This window comes from Shewanella sp. 5S214, from assembly GCF_041439795.1.
Lineage (GTDB): Bacteria > Pseudomonadota > Gammaproteobacteria > Enterobacterales > Shewanellaceae > Shewanella > Shewanella vesiculosa.
The window spans coordinates 43717-64752 of the sequence record NZ_JBGOOV010000009.1 but is presented as its reverse complement, the minus strand read 5'-3'; the positions used below and the strand labels follow the sequence as shown (position 1 = coordinate 64752).

The following is a 21036-nucleotide window of genomic DNA, read 5'->3' as shown; positions in this document are numbered from 1 at the left end:
CCCCAATGCAATGAACACTGTTAAAATGTACCTTCAAAATCGAAAAAATATGATCACACTATGCCTGTTATTGTAAAACGCTGGTATCAGCTGATGTCTTTATGCCTCGCCAGCATCATGTTGACTGCGTGCGGACAGGCTCAATTGCCTTCTGGCTTGGTATATTGCAGCGAAGGTAATCCAGAAAGCTTTAATCCTCAGCTTGTGACATCAGGAACCACTATTGATGCCACTTCTCACCAAATTTACAGCCGTTTAGTTAACTACAGCCAAGAAAAAGCCGTTATCACACCCGGTTTGGCGACATCATGGCAGGTGTCTGACGATGGCTTAAGTTATCAATTTACCTTGCGTGAACATGTGAGTTTTCATAAAACACGCCATTTTAGTCCCCGCAGAGACTTTAATGCAGATGATGTATTGTTTTCATTTAACCGTATTATCGATCCGCTCCACCCCTACCATTTAGTCAGTAGAACTGGTTATCCATTTTTTCAAAGCATTGGATTTGCAGAGTTAATCGACAGTATTGAAAAAGTAAATGACTACCAAGTTATCTTTCATTTAGTGCGTAAAGACGCATCTTTTTTATCTAATCTCGCTACTGATTTTGCCGTTGTGTTATCGGCTGAATATGGCTATCAGCTTTTAGTCCAGGGCACCCCTGAAGATATTGATTATTATGCGGTCGGCACGGGTCCTTTCCAACTAAGCCAATATGTGAAAAACGAATATATTCGTTATAAAAAGAATCCTGTTTATTGGGGTCCCACGGTTGAGATCGATCAATTAGTGTTTGATATCACTCCAAGAAGCACCGCACGTATTGCCAAATTAATTACCGGTGATTGCAGTGTGTCAGCACTACCCAAAGCCGGCGAGTTAGCCGTGCTTGATCAACATAAAGATATTATTGTTGATGCCAAACCTGGACTAAACGTCGCATTTTGGGCCTTCAATACTCAAAAACCACCGTTGGATGATGTGCGAGTAAGACGAGCCCTTGCACATGCTATTGATAAAAAGAACATTCTAGACGTGGTGTACAATGATACCGCAGTAGAAGCGACTGGGGTGTTACCACCAGCATCTTGGGCTTACAGTAAAAATTTATCGCCCAATGAATATAATCCTGAAAAAGCCAAGGAATTACTTAAACAAGCAGGTGTGTCTAATTTATCGATTAATGTGTGGGCCATGCCTGTAGCGCGAATATATAACCCGAGTGCACTGAAAACAGCTGAGCTCATCCAAGCAGATTTAGCCCGAGTTGGGGTAAAGCTGAATATCATTAGCTATGATTGGAGTGTGTTCACACAGAAGCTAGCCAGTTCCAATTATGATTCGGTTCTCATTGGTTGGAATGCCGATAATAGTGACCCTGATAATTTTTTCACTCCGCTACTGAGTTGTGCAGCGTTAGCATCTAACAATAATCGCTCTCGCTGGTGCCAAAAAGACTTCGAACATCTATTAACTCAAGCTCAGAGCGTGTCGACCCAACCTGAACGTAAAGCGTTTTATCAATCAGCGGAAGCCATTATTAGCGATCAAGTTCCAATGGTCACGCTCGCTCATGCTAAAAAAGTGGTGTTAAAAAAGAACAATATCACTACCATGCAAATTAGGCCTTATGGCGGTATATCTTTTGCTAAAACAACCCAAATAATAGAGGGAAGCGAATAAATGTGGCGATACCTTTTTAGTCGCATAACCCTGTTTATGGCTACATCATTGATAATGATAGCCGTATTATTTATGGCATCGGGGCAGTTTCCTGTAAGTAAAGCGTATTCACTTTCGGGCATCCAATATCCAACGATAGAACAACAACAGCAAATTGAACAGGATTACCAATTACAAGATAACCAACTACTGCAATTTACCGCCTACTTGCGCCAACGCTTATCAGGTAACTTTGGTATTTCCAGTAACTCACAGCAAGAAGTATTAGAAGAGTTAGAAGCGGTATTGCCAGCCTCTTTTGAATTATCGTTATTTTCTGGTTTTATTGCGGTGTTCTTTGGTGTTCCTATCGGCATACTCGCCGCGTTAAGCACTAATAAAGCACTACAGAGTAGTATTTTAGCTGTTACCTTAACCGGATATTCTATCCCAGTGTTCTGGCTTGGCTTAAGCTTATCCATGTGGTTTGGGGTCAATCTTGGCTGGTTGCCTATTTCAGGACAGATTAATTTACTGTACGAAATAGAACCCGTCACAGGGTTCATGTTGATAGACACCTTATTATCCGAATCGACATATCGGATACCTGCATTTCATGATGCATTGCTGCACTTAATATTACCGGCAGTAACCTTAGCAGTATTGCCTTTTACCTTGGTCGTGAGGATCACTCGACAAGCCATTTTAAATGTGATGAATCAAACCTATATTCGCGCAGCAGAAGCACGAGGCTTACACACGGCTAAAATTCTGTTTCGTCATGTATTGCCCAACGCCTTAATTCCGGTAATAAAAAGTATTGGCTTAATGTTAGGCTCATTTGCCAGTTATGGCATTGTAGTTGAAGTGATATTTTCATGGCCAGGAGTCGGCAGTTGGCTAGTATCAGGCATTTATCAACGCGACTATACTGTGATTCAAGCGGGTATTTTATCTGTCTCATTATTAATTATTTTCTTAAGCATTTTAATTGATTTACTGCATACAGCAATCAATCCAATGAGCAGAAAGGAATTGTATGCCTCGAATTAAGATATACCAAGAAGACCATATAGCCTCTCCTATGTGGCGGATGTGGCAAACATTTTCGGCAAATCCTTTTGCCGTGATAGGTTTGTGGGCTGTGATTTTTTTATTAATACTCACCATTTTCGCGCCACTGCTTGCACCATATTCACCCGAAATGCAGGACCAGCAAGTACTGCTGTTGCCGCCATCTTGGGATCCTGCCGGATCTGTAGAACACTTTCTCGGCACCGACGATCTAGGACGTGATATTTTTAGTCGTATTTTACACGGCGTACAATTAACCTTTGGCATGTCATTAATTATTGTTGCCGCGTCGCTATTTATTGGCTTTATTATCGGTTCGCTTTCAGGAATGATGCGCGGAATTAAATCGAGTATTTTAAGTCATTTATTTGATGCATTGCTGTCTATCCCTTCGTTACTCATGGCTATTTTAGTCGTTGCCGTAATGGGACCTGGGCTTAATAACGTGTTTTGGGGCGTTGGAATTGCCATGGTTCCGCAGTTTGTACGCGCGATCCATCTCGCTGTGCATGAAGAGCTACAAAAAGAATATGTTACTGCCGCCAAATTAGATGGTGCAAATTCATTGCAAATTTTTTGGTATGTCATTATGCCAAATGTGTGGGATGTGGTAATTATTCAGGTCACAATGGCCATATCAGCAGCAATATTAGATATCGCAGCATTGGGTTTTTTAAACCTTGGAGCTCAAGCACCGAGTCCAGAATGGGGGGCGATGGTCGCACAAGGGCTGGATAATTTGTTACTCGCCCCTTGGACGGTTACTATACCGGGTGTCGCAATCTTGTTTACCGTATTATCGGTCAACTTAGTTGGCGATGGTTTACGTTCTGCGCTTGCACCGATAAGAAATTAACCTATGCCTTTACTTGATATTCGTAATCTCACCATTGAATTAGATACCCCTGAGGGCACAGTAAAAGTGCTTGAAAAAGTCAGTTTGACCATCAATCCCGGAGAGATCCATGGGCTGGTAGGTGAATCAGGCTCGGGACGCAGTTTATTAGCCAAAGCAATATTAGGCGTGCTCGGTCCTAATTGGCATATTATTGCCGATCGTATGATGTGGGATGGAAAAAATCTATTAGAAATGAGCGCCAAACAAAGACGTAACCTAATGGGTAGCGAAATGGCAATGATTTTCCAAGATCCGTCAGGCAGTTTGGACCCAGTTAAAACCATAGGTAGTCAATTAATCGAAGCTATGGTGCCCAACAAAAACATTCCTTTTTGGCGCCGTGGACATGATACCTATTTAAATGCCCAGAAATGGCTTCACAAAGTTGGCATAAAGAAGCCCAGAATGCTGATGAAATGTTATCCATGGGAATTGTCCGAAGGTGAATGTCAAAAAGTGATGATTGCGATGGCGGTAGCGAATCATCCTAAATTATTGATTGCTGATGAGCCGACCAACTCCATGGAGGTCAATACCCAAGCGCAAATTTTTAGATTGTTATCGCAACTCAACCAACTGCAAAATGTGTCGATTTTATTAGTAAGTCATGAACTTGAAACCATGGTGCATTGGTGTGATAACTTAACGATTTTGTACAGTGGTCAGGTGATGGAATCTGGACCTGTGAGCGAAATGGTCGCAATGCCCTATCACCCTTATACTCGGGCATTATTAAAAAACCTGCCTGATCACACTGAGAAAATGCGTCACAAGGCAACCTTGCCAACATTGCAAGGATCGTCACCGTCGTTACAACATTTACCAGCCGGTTGTCGACTTGGCCCTCGCTGTCCAGAAGCGCAGAGAAAATGTGTAAAACAACCTAATCTTGAACATATAAAAGACCGCTATTTCGCCTGCCATTTCCCTTATCAAAGTGAGCAAGAAGATGATGACGCCATTGCTTAAAGTTACCGACTTAAGTAAACAATACTTAACTGGTTACAAGCATTTTAAACCTCAATACTATCAGGCATTATCTCCAGTTTCATTTGAACTGGGTCGTGGTGAAACCTTAGCGATTGTAGGGACTGTTGGTTCAGGTAAAAGTACCCTAGCCAGAATTCTCGTGGGCGCAGAACAACGCAGTGGCGGCGAAATATTTTTTGAAGGTGAAGCCTTAGGTTCACGTAATTTAAAACAACGCTGTCGTTTGATCCGGATGATTTTCCAGGACCCAACGACCTCGCTAAACCCACGTTTATCGATTGGTAACTTGCTTAAAGAACCCTTACGGTTTAATACTCAGCTAAACTCACAAGAGCGTAAAACCTTGGTGATTGAAACCTTAAGAAAAGTGGGCTTGTTACCAGAACACGCAGAGTTTTATCCACACATGATTTCAGAAGGGCAAAAACAGCGAGTCGCCGTTGCGCGGGCCTTAATGCTTAACCCTAAAATTATTATTGCAGATGAAGCACTAACAGCTTTAGATTTATCGGTTAGATCTCAAATTATTAATCTGCTATTAAAGCTGCAAAAAGAGATGGGGTTATCGTATATTTTTGTCTCGCATAATCTCAATATTATCCGACATGTGAGCGATAAAATCATGGTGTTGCAAAATGGTCATATGGTTGAAAAAACAACCACAGAAGCCTTATTTACTTCACCACAGCATGAATATACTCAGCGACTCATTCAAGAACAAAGTCAATTTATGCAAAAACGCTAAACTGCTCCAACCACTATGGTTTAGAGGCCGTTTTTGTAAAAATTAGTGCCATTTGGCCGTCGAACTATTTATCCTAGAGCCAATGTTAAAGGAAGAAGCTTAAATATGATTATTAAACCTAAAATTCGTGGCTTTATTTGTACCACAACTCATCCTGTTGGCTGTGAAGCTAACGTTAAAGAACAAATCGAACTCATTAAAGCCAAAGGCAAAATTGCTAATGGCCCTAAAAAAGTATTGGTTGTCGGCTCTTCAAGTGGCTATGGCCTTGCATCTCGTATCACGTCAGCATTTGGAAGCGACGCTGCAACCATCGGCGTGTTTTTCGAAAAACCCAGCTCTGAAACCAAACCTGGTACAGCAGGTTGGTACAACACAGCGGCATTTGATAAGTTTGCTAAAGCAGAAGGCTTATATTCAAAAAGTATCAACTGCGATGCATTCAGCCATGAAGCGAAACAGAAAGTCATTGAATTGATCAAGCAAGATTTAGGTCAAATCGACATGGTGGTGTACTCGTTAGCCTCACCGGTTCGTAAAATGCCAGACACAGGTGAAGTTATCCGTTCATCACTGAAACCCATTGGCCAAACCTATACTGCCACGGCTGTTGATACCAACAAAAACACCATTATTGACACTTCTGTAGAGCCTGCAACTGAGCAAGAAATTACTGATACCGTCACGGTAATGGGCGGCCAAGATTGGGAATTATGGATGAGTGCGCTAAGCGACGCTGGCGTATTAGCAGACAACTGCAAGACAGTTGCATATAGCTACATTGGTACTGAATTAACTTGGCCTATTTATTGGCATGGCGCCTTAGGTAAAGCCAAAATGGATTTAGACCGTGCAGCCCACGCCCTTGACAGCAAATTATCTGCTACTGGCGGCTCTGCTAACGTTGCAGTGCTAAAAAGTGTCGTGACACAAGCAAGCTCAGCCATTCCAGTTATGCCGCTTTATATTGCTATGGTGTTTAAAAAGATGCGCCAAGAAGGCTTACATGAGGGCTGTATTGAGCAAATACAACGTTTGTTTAGTGAGCGTCTGTATCGTGTTGATGGCCAAGCACCCGCAGTGGATAGTGAAAACCGTTTACGCCTTGATGACTGGGAACTTCGTGAAGAAATCCAGCAGCATTGTCGTGATTTATGGCCACAAGTCACTACTGAAAACTTGAGCGAATTAACAGACTACAATGAATACAAAGAAGAGTTTTTAAAACTGTTCGGTTTTGGCATTGATGGTATCGATTATGATGCAGAAGTCGATCCTAATGTTAGCTTTGATGTAATTGAATTATAAATAATATCGCTCTTAGCTAGTGTGAACAAAAAAGCCATAATGCCGTGCATTATGGCTTTTTTATTGTCTTAATCTTCAGCGATCATGCTGGATATATTCGCTGCAACACAAACTTAAACTATGGGTAAAAAGATAAGCAGTTGCGGTGAACCCGCTAACGATTTGGCTTGTTGCTCTTCGGTCATCTTGTCAGCAATCACATCTCGCTGCACAAACAATGGAAAATTCCTTAAGCTGACATCGTTCAAATTAAGCCAATTGCGATACAGGTAGTCTATTGCAGCCCCTAAGCCACTATCATTGACCGCTTGCTGGCCACTTAAACGGATCATGGCACATCGTCCCTGTGGGATCGATTTAAGTTTAATCTGACTCGATTCTAACGCCACTGGCTCTAAGCTTGTCATTGTCTCGTTAGCTAACGAGACACCAATATCAATTCGATATTGCGCTTTAGCAGCTGACTCAGAGGTTGAATAAAACAGATTAAAGGTTTTACTACCTATTGGAGATAAGCCATGCTGGCGACGCCATTCAATAAATCGCGCAATGGTTTGAGGTAATAATGAGGGATCACCATGATGTTCCATCACAGCTAATGTTTGCGCAGCAAACGATACAATCTCAACTGAATAAGATAGCTCATCTTGCTGATTAACTTCTGTTTGAAACGATTTTAGTGGTTGTTGCTTAGCAAAAAAATTGCCCCAATCAGGCGCTTGTTGGAACGATTCAGGGCTTTGACCAATACTGCGAGTGAACGATTCGATAAAGTGTTGTTGGTTACGATAAGCCAGTTTTGCCGCTATAGTGGCAAAAGGTACCTGCTTACCAAAACCTAATAAATGGGCGGCCTCTAAGCTTTTAAGCAGTTCGACATAAGCTTCAATTGATATGTGGTACAGCGCATAAAATAACGCTTCAAAGTGGCTTTGGGGAAGCTGGGCAATATTGGCCAACTTGATGAGGTCAACAGGCTCATTGAAGTGTTGATCTAAATAGGCAAGTGCCCGCTCAAATGCTTGATCTAGTCTGTGGCTCATGCCCTCTCCTTTTGAAGTAAATTATCGCAGCCTAATATTTATCATAACGACACAAATGTAAATTAACCTGTGGTTTCTGCGCGTCTAATCAGCGCATTTGGGGGTTAAAAAGATGACGATATAAACTAGTCGACTAATTGAATATCCAACCCATCTAGCAAACTCAGAGCCTCAAATCGACTGAATATGGCTTGCTTAACGGTATTAGCCGTAATATCAATTTGATAATTCGACGCATCAGTAAAATTGGCGCCAGTTAAATTAGTATGACTAAATTGACTTAGATTAAGATCGGTTAAGCGCAAATCGGCTTTAGTTAAATTAGCCTCTCTAAAGTCGACATCATGGGCACGACAATCAACAAGTGTAAGCTCGGGTAAATTAAGTGAGTAAAAATTACTGCCGTCGAGCAAACATCGTTCAAACTGAATCGTAGTTTGGGTCATAAATTGTGGCCAATGGGCTTTAGTCCAATCAATACCTATAGCTTTACAGTCGCGAAAAATAACTGCATCAAACTCAGTACCAATCACAGACAACACACTTAAGTTACACTGACTAAAAGTACAATCGATAAATTGGCAATGATAGAAATCGCTCTGGTTAAAATCACATTGCATGAAGTAACAGCGCTCAAACGTAATGTTGTTGAACTGTAAATCCACTCCTTTAAGGGACTCGAATGAATCATCATTATAGTGCGATAAGGCAAACAATTTACTCGTTTGTTCTCTAGTTACCTTGCTCATGGTTGATATCCCCTTAGAAACAAAAAGACCTAGACGTGAGCCTAGGTCTTTAATATTTTATTGACTACAAAAACGTAATTAGTCTGCTACAGGATACTCAATTTGAGCATCAGCTTTAAGTGAGGCAACTACAGCACGGTAATCAGCTTCGCTGTATTGAGGTGCAATACGCTGTTTAAGCGACTTAATCAGATTGTCATTAATGCCTTCGGCTTCATTGACCTTATCAACTACAATCACCGCATAACCAGTTGCTAACGCTGCGGTATCAATAGTGACACTATTCTCAGCAGGTGCAGCAATCTTAAAGGCTTTATTGGTGATAGCTTGATCGATATCCTGATTAAAACGACCTAACTTAGCTAACGTGGTTAATGATGCGCCTGTTAAGGTATCATTACCCGCTTTTAACTGTGCCATATACTCAGCAGCTTTATCACGAGCACCATCATTGGCTTTATCTTGCTTCAAACGTTCAACAATACCCGATTTAACATCAGCAAAACTCATGATGCCAGCAGTCTGATGTTTTTTCATGCGCACAACCACAACATGGTTTGGCGCAAGCTCAATGACATCACTATTCAAACCGCTCGCTAATACTTGGTCAGAAAATGCTGCTTTGATGAACTCAGGGTTATTGAACTCAGCGGGTACATCATCACGAGAAAATAACGCCGTTGATTGCACTTTTGCATTAACTGCTTGGGCTGTTTCGGCTAAAGTATCCGGGATTTCGTAACTGGTATCAGCTAATTTGGTTTGTAAGCTATAAAACACATCAAGTGCTTTCTTTTCTTGAAGTTGAGCAACAATTTTTGCTTTAACATCTTCAAAAGCAGTAGCTTGACTTGCTTGAACATCTAATAGCTTGATAATGTGATAACCGAACTCACTTTTTACAATAGATGAAACTTGACCTTTTTGTAATCCAAAAAGCGCTTCATCAAATGCAGGATCCATCACACCTTGTTCAAACCAATCTAACTTACCGCCTTCTTGTGCACTAAGGTTATCATCAGAATCCGTTTTAGCCACTTCGGCAAAATCTTCACCCGCGGTTAACTTGGCTTCAATTGCATCAGCTTTAGCTTTGTCGGCACTGTCATCATCTGTTGCGGCAACAAAAATATGCGCTGCAAGACGTTTTTCGGCTGTTTGATATTGTGCTTTGTTCTCGTCGTAATAAGTTTTCACTTCTTCGTCAGAGACGTCACTGTTTTTAGCCATGTCAGCAGCATTTAATTCAACATACTCTAGGCTAACTTTTTCAGGGCTCATGTATTGCGACACGTTAGCATCATAATAGCTTTGCGCTTCTTCATCAGACACAGAAACAGTTGATAAGAAAGGCGTTGAATCAACAACGAGATAACGGATATCACGAGTTTGACCTTGGACTTCAGCAAGTTGCTTAGCTTCACCGTCTAACACAAACTCACTGCCCACGAGTGCATTTAATAACTGACGACGGGTCATATCGACGCGCATCATGTTTCTAAAACTTGTGGTTTGATAGCCTAACTGACGCAATACCGCTAGATAGCGCTCATTATCAAATTTACCGTCAGTTTGAAATGCAGGCTCTTCAATAATAGCTTTTTTAATTTGCTCATCAGATACACGCAAGCCGAGTTTATTGGCTGCTTGATCAATGAGTTTGTCAGCAATTAAACGATCCAGTACGTTTTGTTTAATGCCATTCATATAACTTTCGTCAGCGGCTAATGCTGTAAACATTTCACCAAGCTGTTGCTCTATACGAGAGCGTTCATTTTGAAAAGCCTGCTCTAGCTCGTTGGCACTAATTTCGTCACCATTAACAACAGCAGCAGGTACACCCGTGTTTGAGCCTAAATAACTGCTCACACCGGCAAAAGCAAAAGAAAGTATCACAAGTACTAGAATTGTTTTTGCAACAATCCCCTGTGATCCTTCACGAATTTTTTCTAACATCTGAATTCTCGCTTGTTGCGATTAATAAAATAAAAAGGCGCATCACCTTGTGGATGCGCCTTATTGTAAATTATATGGAGTTATCAGACGCTACCACGGGTATGACCCAATACTCCCAATATTGATTATGCAGAACATAACAATATTGCTTTTCGTAAAAAGCACCGCCTAAGCAGTGCTTGTATTACGAATGCCTTACAAAGGCAACGTTATTAACTATGAGTTAACCGCGTCTTTTAGCGCTTTGCCAGCTTTGAACGCAGGAATGTTCGCAGCAGCAATTTTAATTTCATTACCCGTTTGTGGGTTACGGCCAGTACGTTCAGCACGTTGACGTACTTCAAATGTACCAAAACCAACTAGAGAAATCTTATCGCCATCTTTAAGACCTTCCGTTACAGCAGCGATAAAAGAATCCAGTGCGCGGCCAGCAGCAGCTTTAGAAATATCAGCACCAGATGCGATTTTCTCGATTAGTTCAGATTTGTTCATGTCATCCCCTTGAATGTTATTGTCGCGCCGCAACCAAATCTATGTTTAGAGCGGTCTGCGGAGGCTTTATTTTATAAGCTTGATAACACACCAAACTTAGTACGAAAACCAAAAAATGAAATTGGATACAGCTCAACGTCAGATGCCCCAAGGGCTTGGTGCGTCTGACTCTCCACCAACCTAGGCTACCACAGGTCAGCGTTTTGTTAAGCCCCTTTTTTGATTTTTTTTATGCTCTATAGCAATTTTTTGACTAACAAGCTATTTTTTGACCACTTCGAAGCCTTCAACTGGTCGCTCAAGCGCCAATTTCAGGACTTCATCAATCCAACGTACTGGATGAATGGTTAAATCTGCAATCACATTCGCTGGAATTTCTTCCAAATCGCGTTCGTTTTCTTGAGGGATCAATACGTGCTTGATTCCGCCACGATGTGCAGCCAATAACTTTTCTTTTAAACCACCAATTGGCAGAACTTCACCGCGAAGGGTTATTTCACCTGTCATGGCAACATCACTACGCACTGGATTGCCCGTTAAGCTCGACACTAACGCAGTACACATAGCCGCGCCTGCTGAAGGGCCATCTTTTGGTGTTGCCCCTTCAGGTACATGGACATGAATATCACGTTTTTCATAAAAGTCGTTATTAATACCCAAATTTTCCGCGCGGGCACGAACGACTGTCATCGCAGCTTGAATAGACTCTTTCATGACATCACCGAGTGAACCGGTATAGGTTAATTTACCTTTACCTGCTACAGATGTTGCTTCGATGGTTAATAAATCACCACCCACTTGAGTCCATGCAAGTCCGGTCACTTGACCTATTTGGTTATTTGATTCAGCTTTACCAAAATCAAAACGTTGTACGCCAAGGAATGACTTTAAATTATCCTGGTTAACTTCAACCACTTTGACTGTTTTATCAAGCAGAATATGCTTAACTACTTTACGACAAATTTTTGATAATTCACGCTCTAATGAACGCACACCCGCTTCACGAGTGTAATAACGAATAATCCCTAAAATAGCACTGTCATCGACAATGATTTCTTTTTCTTTAAGGCCATTACGTTCAATTTGCTTGGTTAGTAAATGCTTCTTCGCGATATTAAGCTTTTCATCTTCGGTATAACCCGATAAGCGAATCACTTCCATACGGTCAAGTAAAGGACCCGGTATATCCATAGAGTTTGACGTAGCCACAAACATTACATCAGATAAGTCGTAATCAACTTCAAGATAATGATCGTTAAATGTCGCGTTCTGCTCTGGATCAAGTACTTCTAACAAGGCTGACGATGGATCGCCACGCATGTCTGAACTCATTTTGTCGATTTCATCGAGCAAGAACAATGGGTTTTTAACGCCCACTTTGGCCATTTTTTGAATGACTTTACCTGGCATTGAACCTATGTACGTACGGCGATGACCACGAATTTCTGCTTCATCACGCACGCCACCTAGTGCAACACGGACATATTTACGTCCAGTGGCTTTAGCAATTGACTGCCCCAGTGAGGTTTTACCTACGCCCGGTGGTCCAACTAAACACAAGATAGGTCCTTTAAGCTGTTTAACACGACTTTGAACCGCTAAATACTCAAGAATACGTTCTTTAACTTTTTCAAGTCCGTGGTGATCGGTATCAAGTACTTCTTGTGCTTTGGCTAAGTCACGCTTAATTTTTGAGCGCTGTTTCCAAGGCACAGCTGTCATCCAGTCAACATAGCTGCGCACAACCGTGGCTTCAGCAGACATAGGCGACATCATTTTAAGCTTGTTTAATTCAGCAATGGCTTTTTCTTTCGCGTCGGTTGGCATACCAGCGTCTTCAATCTTACGCGCCAATACTTCAAATTCGTCGTGGCTTTCATCAATATCGCCTAATTCTTTTTGAATGGCTTTCATTTGCTCATTCAAATAGTATTCGCGCTGACTTTTTTCCATCTGCTTTTTAACGCGGGTACGGATGCGTTTTTCAACTTGCAGCAAGTCAATTTCTGATTCCATCATCGCCATCAGATATTCAAGACGCTCACCGACATTGATCATCTCAAGCACAGATTGCTTATCTTCAAGCTTCAATGGCATATGTGCAGCCATGGTATCAGCTAAGCGAGCCGCTTCATCAATACCCGATAATGAGGTTAATACTTCAGGTGGGATCTTTTTATTTAGCTTGATGTAGCCTTCGAATTGGCCAATAGCACTGCGTACTAAGACTTCTTCTTCTTTATCACTTAACTGCTCAGACTCTAGGTATTCAGCCGTAGCAGCAAAAAACTCTTCTTCTTGAGTGTATTTCTTGATTTTGGCACGTTGGCCACCTTCAACTAATACTTTTACCGTGCCGTCAGGAAGTTTAAGAAGCTGTAAAATAGAGGCAACGGTACCAATATCAAAAATGTCGTCTTTGGTCGGTTCGTCAAGATCTGCATCTCGCTGAGCAACTAATAAAATTTGCTTGTCTTGTTCCATTGCCGATTCCAGGCAACGAATTGATTTTTCCCGTCCTACGAATAGCGGAATTACCATATGCGGGTAAACCACCACATCTCGCAGTGGTAATACGGGGAGTTCGATATGCGCTTCACGCTCTTTAGTCATGGCTCGATTCCGTTTAATGAAATAGACTTAATACTGATTATATTGGGGTGATGTTATCAGTTTCAATGGTCAATACGAAAAAAGGAGTCCAATGGACTCCTTATTTTTCAACTTACTAGTTATCAGTACAATTATTGCTCGCCTGAAGCGGCCAGAGTCTCTGTATTTTCGTAAATCAAAATTGGAGCTGATTCACCTTTAACAACGGATTCATCAACAACCGCTTTAATCACTCCCTGAGTCGATGGAATATCGTACATGGTATCAAGCAAAATGCTTTCTACAATTGAACGTAATCCACGTGCACCCGTTTTACGTGACATCGCTTTTTGAGCAATCGCTTGTAATGCATCATCACGGAACTCAAGTTCGACATTTTCCATCTCAAATAACGCGCTATATTGCTTGGTTAACGCATTTTTAGGCTCAGATAGAATTTGTACCAGTGCAGCTTCGTCTAACTCAGTTAGCGTAGCAACAACAGGTAAACGACCAATAAACTCAGGGATCAAACCAAATTTCACTAAATCACCAGGCTCTACTTGGCTTAGTATTTGTGAAATGGTGGCTTTATCCGCCTCGCCTTTTACTTCTGCACCAAAGCCAATCCCGGTTCCTGTGTGAGCTCGTTGTTCAATGACTTTTTCAAGTCCAGCGAACGCACCACCACAGATAAACAGAATTTTAGAGGTATCCACTTGCAAAAATTCTTGCTGTGGGTGCTTACGTCCGCCTTGTGGAGGAACAGAAGCTACAGTACCTTCAATTAACTTCAGAAGCGCCTGCTGAACACCTTCACCCGACACATCGCGAGTAATAGAAGGATTGTCAGATTTGCGACTGATTTTGTCAATTTCATCGATATAGACGATACCGCGTTCAGCTTTTTCAACGTCGTAATCACACTTTTGCAGTAACTTTTGAATGATGTTTTCAACATCTTCGCCCACATAACCTGCTTCGGTTAGCGTGGTTGCATCTGCCATAGCAAAAGGAACATTGAGTGAGCGTGCCAGTGTTTCAGCTAATAATGTTTTACCACTACCAGTTGGACCTAATAGCAGGATATTACTTTTACCAAGCTCAACACCGTCTTTTATTGCGCCATTACGTAAACGCTTGTAATGATTGTATACCGCAACAGAAAGCACTTTTTTGGCTTGATCCTGACCGATTACATAGTCATCAAGATGTTTGCGTAGCTCATGCGGTGTCGGCAACTTGTCTTCATCACGCTTAGGTGAAATCTCTTTGATTTCTTCACGGATGATGTCATTACATAAATCAACACACTCATCACATACATAAACTGATGGGCCAGCAATCAGTTTTCTGACTTCATGCTGACTTTTTCCGCAAAAAGAGCAGTACAGCAATTTGCCGCTGTCACCGTTATTTTTGTTATCGCCCATTATTCTACCTCTGTTTCCAACTTAGGTTAACCCTAAGCGCTGCTTGTAGATACTTATCATAACCACATAGATGACTTAACGTCTTTCAGTACAGAATACCTGAAAGATTAGAGAAAATCAGCTATCGGTTTTAGCCGCGACTTGTTAGTAATGAATCGACAATACCATAATCAACAGCTTGAGTAGCACTCATGAAGTTATCACGGTCAGTATCGCGTTCAATGATTTCCAACGGTTGGCCAGTATGATCAGCCAACATTTGGTTTAATTTATTCTTGATGCCTAGGATTTCCTGAGCATGAATGGCGATATCTGATGCTTGACCTTGGAAGCCACCTAATGGCTGATGGATCATCACACGAGAGTTAGGTAAGCAATGACGTTTACCTTTAGCGCCGCCGGCGAGTAAGAATGCACCCATACTAGCAGCTTGCCCCATACACACTGTACTGACATTAGGCTTAATAAACTGCATGGTGTCGTAGATTGCCATACCCGCTGTAACTGAACCGCCAGGAGAGTTAATGTACAAATAAATATCTTTATCTGGGCTTTCTGACTCTAGGAATAATAACTGAGCAACAATAAGGTTAGCCATGTGTTCTTCTACTTGGCCAACTAAGAAGATGACTCGCTCTTTTAATAGACGAGAGTAAATATCATAAGAACGTTCACCTTTAGCTGTTTGTTCAACAACCATAGGTACAAGAGCATTGAGTACTGATTCTGGTGCTTTATGCATTATTCATTTCCCTAAAAATAAAAATGGCCCGCATGAGGAACCTCATACGAGCCATTATAAATGGCGAACCACTTGTTAAGTCAAGCTTAGCTTACGCTCGTCCAGTAGCCTTGTTCATAAATTCTTCAAAAGCAACGTCTTTAACGGTTACTTTTGCTGATTTTAACAATGCTTCAACAGCTTGCTCTTCAAGCGCTACGTTGCGCATGTTTTGCATGAGTTCTTTATTTGAGTTGTAGTATGAAACAACTTCAGATGGATCTTCATACGCTGAAGCCATAGATTCGATCAATGCATTAACACGATCATCTTCAGCTTTTAGCTCGTTAGTCTTAATCACTTCGCCTAGTAGCAAACCGATTTTAACACGACGCTCTGCTTGCTCAGTGAAAAGTTCAGCCGGAAGTTCAGGCATATTTTCAGTTTGGCCACCAAAACGCTGCATTGCTTGTTGACGAAGTACATTCACTTCACCTTCAACAAGTGCTTTAGGGATAGAGATGTCATTTGCTGCTAATAAACCAGTAATAACTTGCTCTTTCACATTCGCTTTCAGCGCTTGCTCTAGTTCACGAGTCATGTTTTTACGGATTTCAGCTTTAAGTGCATCTAAGCCACCTTCAGCAATACCAAACAAAGAAGCAAACTCATCATTCACTTCAGGTAAGTTAGCTGCTTGAACTTCAGTTAAGGTAATAACGAACTTAGCCGCCTTACCTTTTAAGTTTTCAGCGTGGTAATCTTCAGGGAAAGTCACTTCGATTTCGAATTCATCACCCGTTTTATGACCAATGATACCGGTTTCAAAACCAGGGATCATACGATTGCTGCCTAATTGAAGTTCAAAATCATCAGCTTTTCCGCCTTCAAATTCTTCACCATCAATAGAACCAATAAAGTTCATTTTAACTTTGTCGTCAGCTGTAGCTTCACGTTCAACAGCAGCAAAAGTAGCATGTTGCTTACGTAACGTTTCAATCATTACATCAACGTCTGCATCATTTACTTCAGCTTTAGGCTGTTCAACTGCAATGCTATCTAAACCCGTTAAAACAACTTCTGGGTAGATTTCAAATGTTGCAACGAATTCGAAAGAATCACCTTCAGTTGAACCAGGAGTAAATACTGGTGCGCCTGCTGGGTTTAACTTCTCAGCTACAATAGCTTCTATGAAGTTGCGTTGCATCACTTCACCAGTGATGTCTTGACGAATGGCTTTACCATAACGCTTGTTGATTTCGCCGATAGGCACTTTACCTGGGCGGAAACCTGGAAGACGAGCACGCTTAGCTTCACGCAATACATTGTCTTTAACCAATTTCTCGATTTGCTCAGCAGGTACAGAAATAGTTAGGCGACGCTCTAGGCCTTGAGTTGTTTCAACAGAAACTTGCATTTTTTTACCTCGAAATATGTCTAACGTTCTTTGAATGGTCGACAACTCAACCATTAGATATTCGTTTCTTGACTACGGGTTTAGCTCTGATACCCAGCACAGCGATAATATCGATGCTGAAGACGCTGTTGGTATAGGTAGCTTATTTTTGATATTTATCAAGACGCGACATTATAGCTACCGTTTTTAACAGAGTCGAGCCTGAAAAGGTCGATTTACGTGATAAAAGAGCTAACTGATGGTCAATTTTGATGTGTTTGCACGTTTAATGCGCGAAATGAGTTTTTATCAGATTGGATATGGATTGCAGTAAATCAACTGTGGTAAACAAATACATTTATCAGCAACACAATGAGTGTCTCAAAATACACGTTGATTTGAACAGAAAAAAATGGGGTGACTGATGGGGCTCGAACCCACGACAACCGGAATCACAATCCGGGACTCTACCAACTGAGCTACAATCACCATTGAAATGGTACGCCCGGCAGGATTCGAACCTGCGACCACCCGCTTAGAAGGCGGGTGCTCTATCCAACTGAGCTACGGGCGCATGGTTACAGCAATAAGCTGTTTCCTGTCTGGCTGAACAAGTTTACTTGTTCTATTACTCGCTAGTAATAGCAAATAACATTTAATTTGGTCGGTGATAGAGGATTCGAACCTCTGACCCTCTCGTCCCAAACGAGATGCGCTACCGGGCTGCGCTAATCACCGAAATCTTACTTTGTTTTCGAAATGTTTATTACTGCTATACAGTAACCTTGTTGTCTCGAGAACGGAGCGCATCTTAACTAGTCACCTTGATATCGTCAACGATTTTTTTAACTCTGGATGCTATATGACGAATTTAGCAGCAAAAACCATGATTAGCATCATAGCGCGAATAGTTTATTCACTGTATTTTCATCGTCTAGCAAATGACACTCTTCATTGCGCCTGCTAGAATAACCGCCGTTCGACCATCGACTTCAACACCTGCGTCACTCAAAGGAAACTCTACAGCCATGACTGCTCAACTTATTGACGGTAAAGCCATTGCACAATCTATCCGCACCACACTAAAACAAAAAGTAGCACTTCGAAGACAAGCTGGATTCCGCGCGCCAGGTCTTGCGGTTATTTTAGTGGGCAGTGATGCCGCATCTCAAGTCTATGTCGGCAGTAAACGCAGAGCTTGTGAAGAAGTCGGTTTTGAATCTCAATCTTTTGACCTGGACACAAGTACAACCCAAGCTGAACTATTAGCATTAATCGATGAGTGTAATGCTAATCCCAATATTGACGGGATCTTAGTACAACTTCCTTTACCTGATCATATTGATGATTCAAAAGTCATTGAACATATTCGTCCAGATAAAGATGTTGATGGTTTTCATCCATACAATGTTGGCCGTTTAGCTCAACGTATCCCGGTTCTGCGCTCTTGTACGCCGATGGGGATTATGACGTTAATCAAATCTACCGGTATTGATACCTACGGTTTGGATGCTACTGTTGTCGGAGCGTCGAACATTGTCGGCCGTCCAATGACACTGGAACTCTTATTAGCTGGTTGTACTACAACCACCTGTCATCGTTTTACCAAAAACTTAGAGCAAAAAGTGCGTCAAGCCGATTTATTGGTTGTTGCTGTGGGTAAGCCTGGTTTCATTCCTGGTGAGTGGATAAAACCTGGCGCTATTGTGATTGATGTCGGTATTAATCGCTTGGAAAACGGCAGTTTAGTCGGTGATGTGGAATTTAATATTGCCGCCGAAAAAGCCGCATTTATAACTCCGGTTCCTGGCGGCGTTGGTCCAATGACCATTGCGAGCTTATTAGAGAATACTCTTTATGCTTGCGAGCAGTATCATAGCTAACCCAGCTGGCTGCGGATGAATAACAAAAAAGCCTGCTATTGCAGGCTTTTTTGTTTTATGGGCAAATTAAATTACTTTTTACGCCATGTCGTTCCGCTAGGGCCGTCTTCTAACACAACGCCTAACTCATTTAAGCGATCACGCGCGATATCGGCTGCAGGCCAATCTTTTTCAGTTCGGGCGCGGTTACGCTCAACGATAAGCGCTTCAACTTCTGCCACTTCATCGTCACTGCCCTCACCCTTAAAGAAAGCCTCAGGCGTTTGGCTGATAAGACCAAGTACATCGGCTAATTGCTTCAAGCTGACACCTAATGCCGATGCAGCTGCCATATCGGTTATTTTAAGACGATTAATTTCACGGACCATATCAAATAAAACCGAATAGGCTTCAGGCGTATTAAAATCATCATCCATAGCAGATTTGAATTTGGCAACAAACGCTTCCGCAGGCGCGGCGTCGACAGTCAAATCTAAATCTTTAATGGCTGTGTATAAACGCTCTAATGCTGCACGTGCTTGCTTTAAATTATCTTCAGAATAATTTAACTGGCTACGGTAATGACCTGACAATAAGAAATAACGTACAGTTTCAGCGTCATAATGCTTAAGCACGTCACGAATGGTAAAAAAGTTGTCTAATGATTTAGACATCTTTTCACGGTCAACCATCACCATTCCGGTGTGCATCCAGTAATTCACATAAGGCGTGTCATGGGCACAGCAAGACTGCGCAATTTCATTTTCATGATGTGGAAACTGTAAATCAGATCCGCCACCATGAATATCAAAATGTAAACCTAGATGCTTACTGTTCATGGCAGAACATTCAATATGCCAACCTGGGCGACCAGGACCCCAAGGTGATTCCCATGTAGGCTCACCGGGTTTAGACATTTTCCATAGCACAAAATCCATAGGATTGCGTTTAGCATTATCAATCTCAACCCGAGCACCAGCTTGAAGTTGGTCAAGGTTTTGTCCAGAAAGCTGGCCATATTGAGGGAACGACGCAACACTAAATAATACATCACCATTACTGGCAACATAAGCATGGTCGCGATCAAGCAAACGCTGAACCATATCGATAATTTCTTCAATATGTAACGTAGCTCGCGGCTCAAAATCAGGTCGTTTCATGTTCAGCGCATCAAAATCTTGATGCATTTCGCCAATTAAACGCTCAGTAAGTGACTCACATGACTCATTATTTTCAGCAGCACGTTTGATAATTTTATCATCAACGTCAGTAATATTGCGCTGAAAGTTCACCTCATAACCTATGTAACGTAAATAACGTACTATCATGTCAAACGAAACAAAGGTACGCCCGTGACCAATATGACATAAATCGTAAATGGTCACGCCACAGACGTACATTCCGATTTTACCTGGATTTATTGGTTTAAATTCTTGTTTATCACGGCTAATACTATTGTAAATCTTCAACATCGATTGTTCTCTTTTACACTAATTTATAACGGTAAATGTTAATGCAGATTCTAACATGATGTCACCTGTTTTGAACACTGCACTTTAAGCGGCAGTTAAGATAAGTTAGAATCGCGCAAATTAATATTTTCAAGTGAGATAACATGATTACTTTACATACCAATATGGGCGATATTACTTTACAACTAAATGAAGAAAAGGCGCCTATTACTGCCGCTAACTTTATGCAGTATGTTGAAGATGGCTTTTTCGAAGGTACTATTTTTCACCGTGTTATTGACGGTTTTATGATCCAAGGTGGTGGTTTCACTGAAGACATGAGCCAAAAAAGTGTTAAAGCATCAATCAAAAACGAAGCTAGCAACGGTTTATCTAACCGCAAAGGCACTGTTGCAATGGCGCGAACCTCTGATCCTCATTCAGCAACTGCACAGTTTTTCATTAACGTCAAAGACAATACGTTCCTTGATTTTAAATCAGAAACCTCGCAAGGCTGGGGTTACTGTGTGTTTGGTGAAGTCGTTGAAGGGTTAGACATCATTGAGCAAATCAAAAATGTCCCAACAGGAAATAATGGTATGCATCAAGATGTACCATTAGAAGCTATTGTGATCAAAAGCGTTAGCGTTAAAGCGTAATT

Annotated in this window: 17 protein-coding genes and 3 tRNA genes; 8 read left to right on the top strand and 12 right to left on the bottom strand. The window is 41.6% G+C overall.

What is annotated here, in order from left to right; all coding sequences use genetic code 11:
- Positions 1-60 precede the first annotated feature (60 nt).
- The 6 genes from ACED29_RS08080 (at position 61) to fabV (ending at position 6680) form a co-directional block, all read left to right on the top strand.
- Positions 61-1686: an ABC transporter substrate-binding protein gene (locus ACED29_RS08080; protein WP_371697422.1), complete on the top strand. Its 1626-nt coding sequence runs from the start codon at positions 61-63 to the stop codon at positions 1684-1686.
- A complete protein-coding gene (locus ACED29_RS08075) occupies positions 1687-2718 on the top strand; it encodes an ABC transporter permease subunit (RefSeq protein ID WP_371697421.1) in 1032 nt (343 codons plus the stop codon).
- A complete protein-coding gene (locus ACED29_RS08070) occupies positions 2705-3595 on the top strand; it encodes an ABC transporter permease subunit (protein ID WP_124016415.1) in 891 nt (296 codons plus the stop codon). The genes ACED29_RS08075 and ACED29_RS08070 overlap by 14 nt, the downstream gene beginning before the upstream one ends.
- A gap of 3 nt (positions 3596-3598) precedes the next feature.
- Positions 3599-4606 (top strand): oligopeptide/dipeptide ABC transporter ATP-binding protein, encoded by a 1008-nt coding sequence (locus ACED29_RS08065; protein ID WP_124016414.1) that lies wholly within the window; start codon positions 3599-3601, stop codon positions 4604-4606.
- Positions 4587-5372 carry an ATP-binding cassette domain-containing protein gene (locus tag ACED29_RS08060; protein WP_371697420.1) on the top strand — a complete coding sequence of 262 codons (786 nt, stop codon included), beginning with the start codon at positions 4587-4589 and terminating at the stop codon, positions 5370-5372. The genes ACED29_RS08065 and ACED29_RS08060 overlap by 20 nt, the downstream gene beginning before the upstream one ends.
- Before the next feature lie 105 nt (positions 5373-5477).
- The gene (gene fabV, locus ACED29_RS08055; protein ID WP_182697026.1) at positions 5478-6680 is read left to right on the top strand and encodes an enoyl-ACP reductase FabV; all 1203 of its coding nucleotides are present in this window, start codon (positions 5478-5480) and stop codon (positions 6678-6680) included.
- Between the two features lie 113 nt (positions 6681-6793).
- On the opposite strand, the gene ACED29_RS08050 is transcribed toward fabV, so the two are convergent.
- The 11 genes from ACED29_RS08050 to ACED29_RS08000 all read right to left on the bottom strand — a co-directional run bounded on the left by ACED29_RS08050 (position 6794) and on the right by ACED29_RS08000 (position 17800).
- Positions 6794-7723: a GyrI-like domain-containing protein gene (locus ACED29_RS08050; RefSeq protein WP_371697419.1), complete on the bottom strand. Its 930-nt coding sequence runs from the start codon at positions 7721-7723 to the stop codon at positions 6794-6796.
- A gap of 125 nt (positions 7724-7848) precedes the next feature.
- Positions 7849-8472 carry a pentapeptide repeat-containing protein gene (locus ACED29_RS08045; RefSeq protein ID WP_371697418.1) on the bottom strand — a complete coding sequence of 208 codons (624 nt, stop codon included), beginning with the start codon at positions 8470-8472 and terminating at the stop codon, positions 7849-7851.
- A gap of 78 nt (positions 8473-8550) precedes the next feature.
- Positions 8551-10428 (bottom strand): SurA N-terminal domain-containing protein, encoded by a 1878-nt coding sequence (locus ACED29_RS08040; protein ID WP_124016409.1) that lies wholly within the window; start codon positions 10426-10428, stop codon positions 8551-8553.
- A gap of 216 nt (positions 10429-10644) precedes the next feature.
- A complete protein-coding gene (locus ACED29_RS08035; RefSeq protein WP_124016408.1) occupies positions 10645-10920 on the bottom strand; it encodes an HU family DNA-binding protein in 276 nt (91 codons plus the stop codon).
- Positions 10921-11181: 261 nt separating this feature from the next.
- The gene (gene lon, locus ACED29_RS08030) at positions 11182-13533 is read right to left on the bottom strand and encodes an endopeptidase La (RefSeq protein WP_124016407.1); all 2352 of its coding nucleotides are present in this window, start codon (positions 13531-13533) and stop codon (positions 11182-11184) included.
- A 131-nt stretch (positions 13534-13664) separates the two neighbouring features.
- Entirely contained in the window at positions 13665-14945 is a 1281-nt protein-coding gene (clpX, locus tag ACED29_RS08025; protein WP_124016406.1) for an ATP-dependent protease ATP-binding subunit ClpX, read from the bottom strand.
- Between the two features lie 130 nt (positions 14946-15075).
- Positions 15076-15687, bottom strand: a complete 612-nt coding sequence (gene clpP, locus ACED29_RS08020; RefSeq protein WP_124016405.1) for an ATP-dependent Clp endopeptidase proteolytic subunit ClpP — start codon at positions 15685-15687, stop codon at positions 15076-15078.
- Positions 15688-15778: 91 nt separating this feature from the next.
- Complete coding sequence (gene tig, locus ACED29_RS08015) at positions 15779-17083, bottom strand: trigger factor (RefSeq protein WP_124016531.1); 1305 nt, start codon at positions 17081-17083, stop codon at positions 15779-15781.
- Between the two features lie 392 nt (positions 17084-17475).
- A tRNA-His gene (locus tag ACED29_RS08010) sits at positions 17476-17551 on the bottom strand.
- An 8-nt stretch (positions 17552-17559) separates the two neighbouring features.
- A tRNA-Arg gene (locus tag ACED29_RS08005) sits at positions 17560-17636 on the bottom strand.
- Positions 17637-17723: 87 nt separating this feature from the next.
- Positions 17724-17800, bottom strand: a tRNA-Pro gene (locus ACED29_RS08000).
- A gap of 290 nt (positions 17801-18090) precedes the next feature.
- Between ACED29_RS08000 and folD the strand changes: the two genes are divergently transcribed.
- Positions 18091-18945 (top strand): bifunctional methylenetetrahydrofolate dehydrogenase/methenyltetrahydrofolate cyclohydrolase FolD, encoded by an 855-nt coding sequence (folD, locus tag ACED29_RS07995; RefSeq protein ID WP_182697030.1) that lies wholly within the window; start codon positions 18091-18093, stop codon positions 18943-18945.
- 71 nt (positions 18946-19016) lie between these two features.
- On the opposite strand, the gene cysS is transcribed toward folD, so the two are convergent.
- A complete protein-coding gene (cysS, locus tag ACED29_RS07990) occupies positions 19017-20396 on the bottom strand; it encodes a cysteine--tRNA ligase (protein WP_124016403.1) in 1380 nt (459 codons plus the stop codon).
- Positions 20397-20539: 143 nt separating this feature from the next.
- On the opposite strand from cysS, the gene ACED29_RS07985 reads away from it, so the two are divergent.
- Positions 20540-21034 carry a peptidylprolyl isomerase gene (locus ACED29_RS07985; RefSeq protein ID WP_124016402.1) on the top strand — a complete coding sequence of 165 codons (495 nt, stop codon included), beginning with the start codon at positions 20540-20542 and terminating at the stop codon, positions 21032-21034.
- Positions 21035-21036 lie beyond the last annotated feature (2 nt).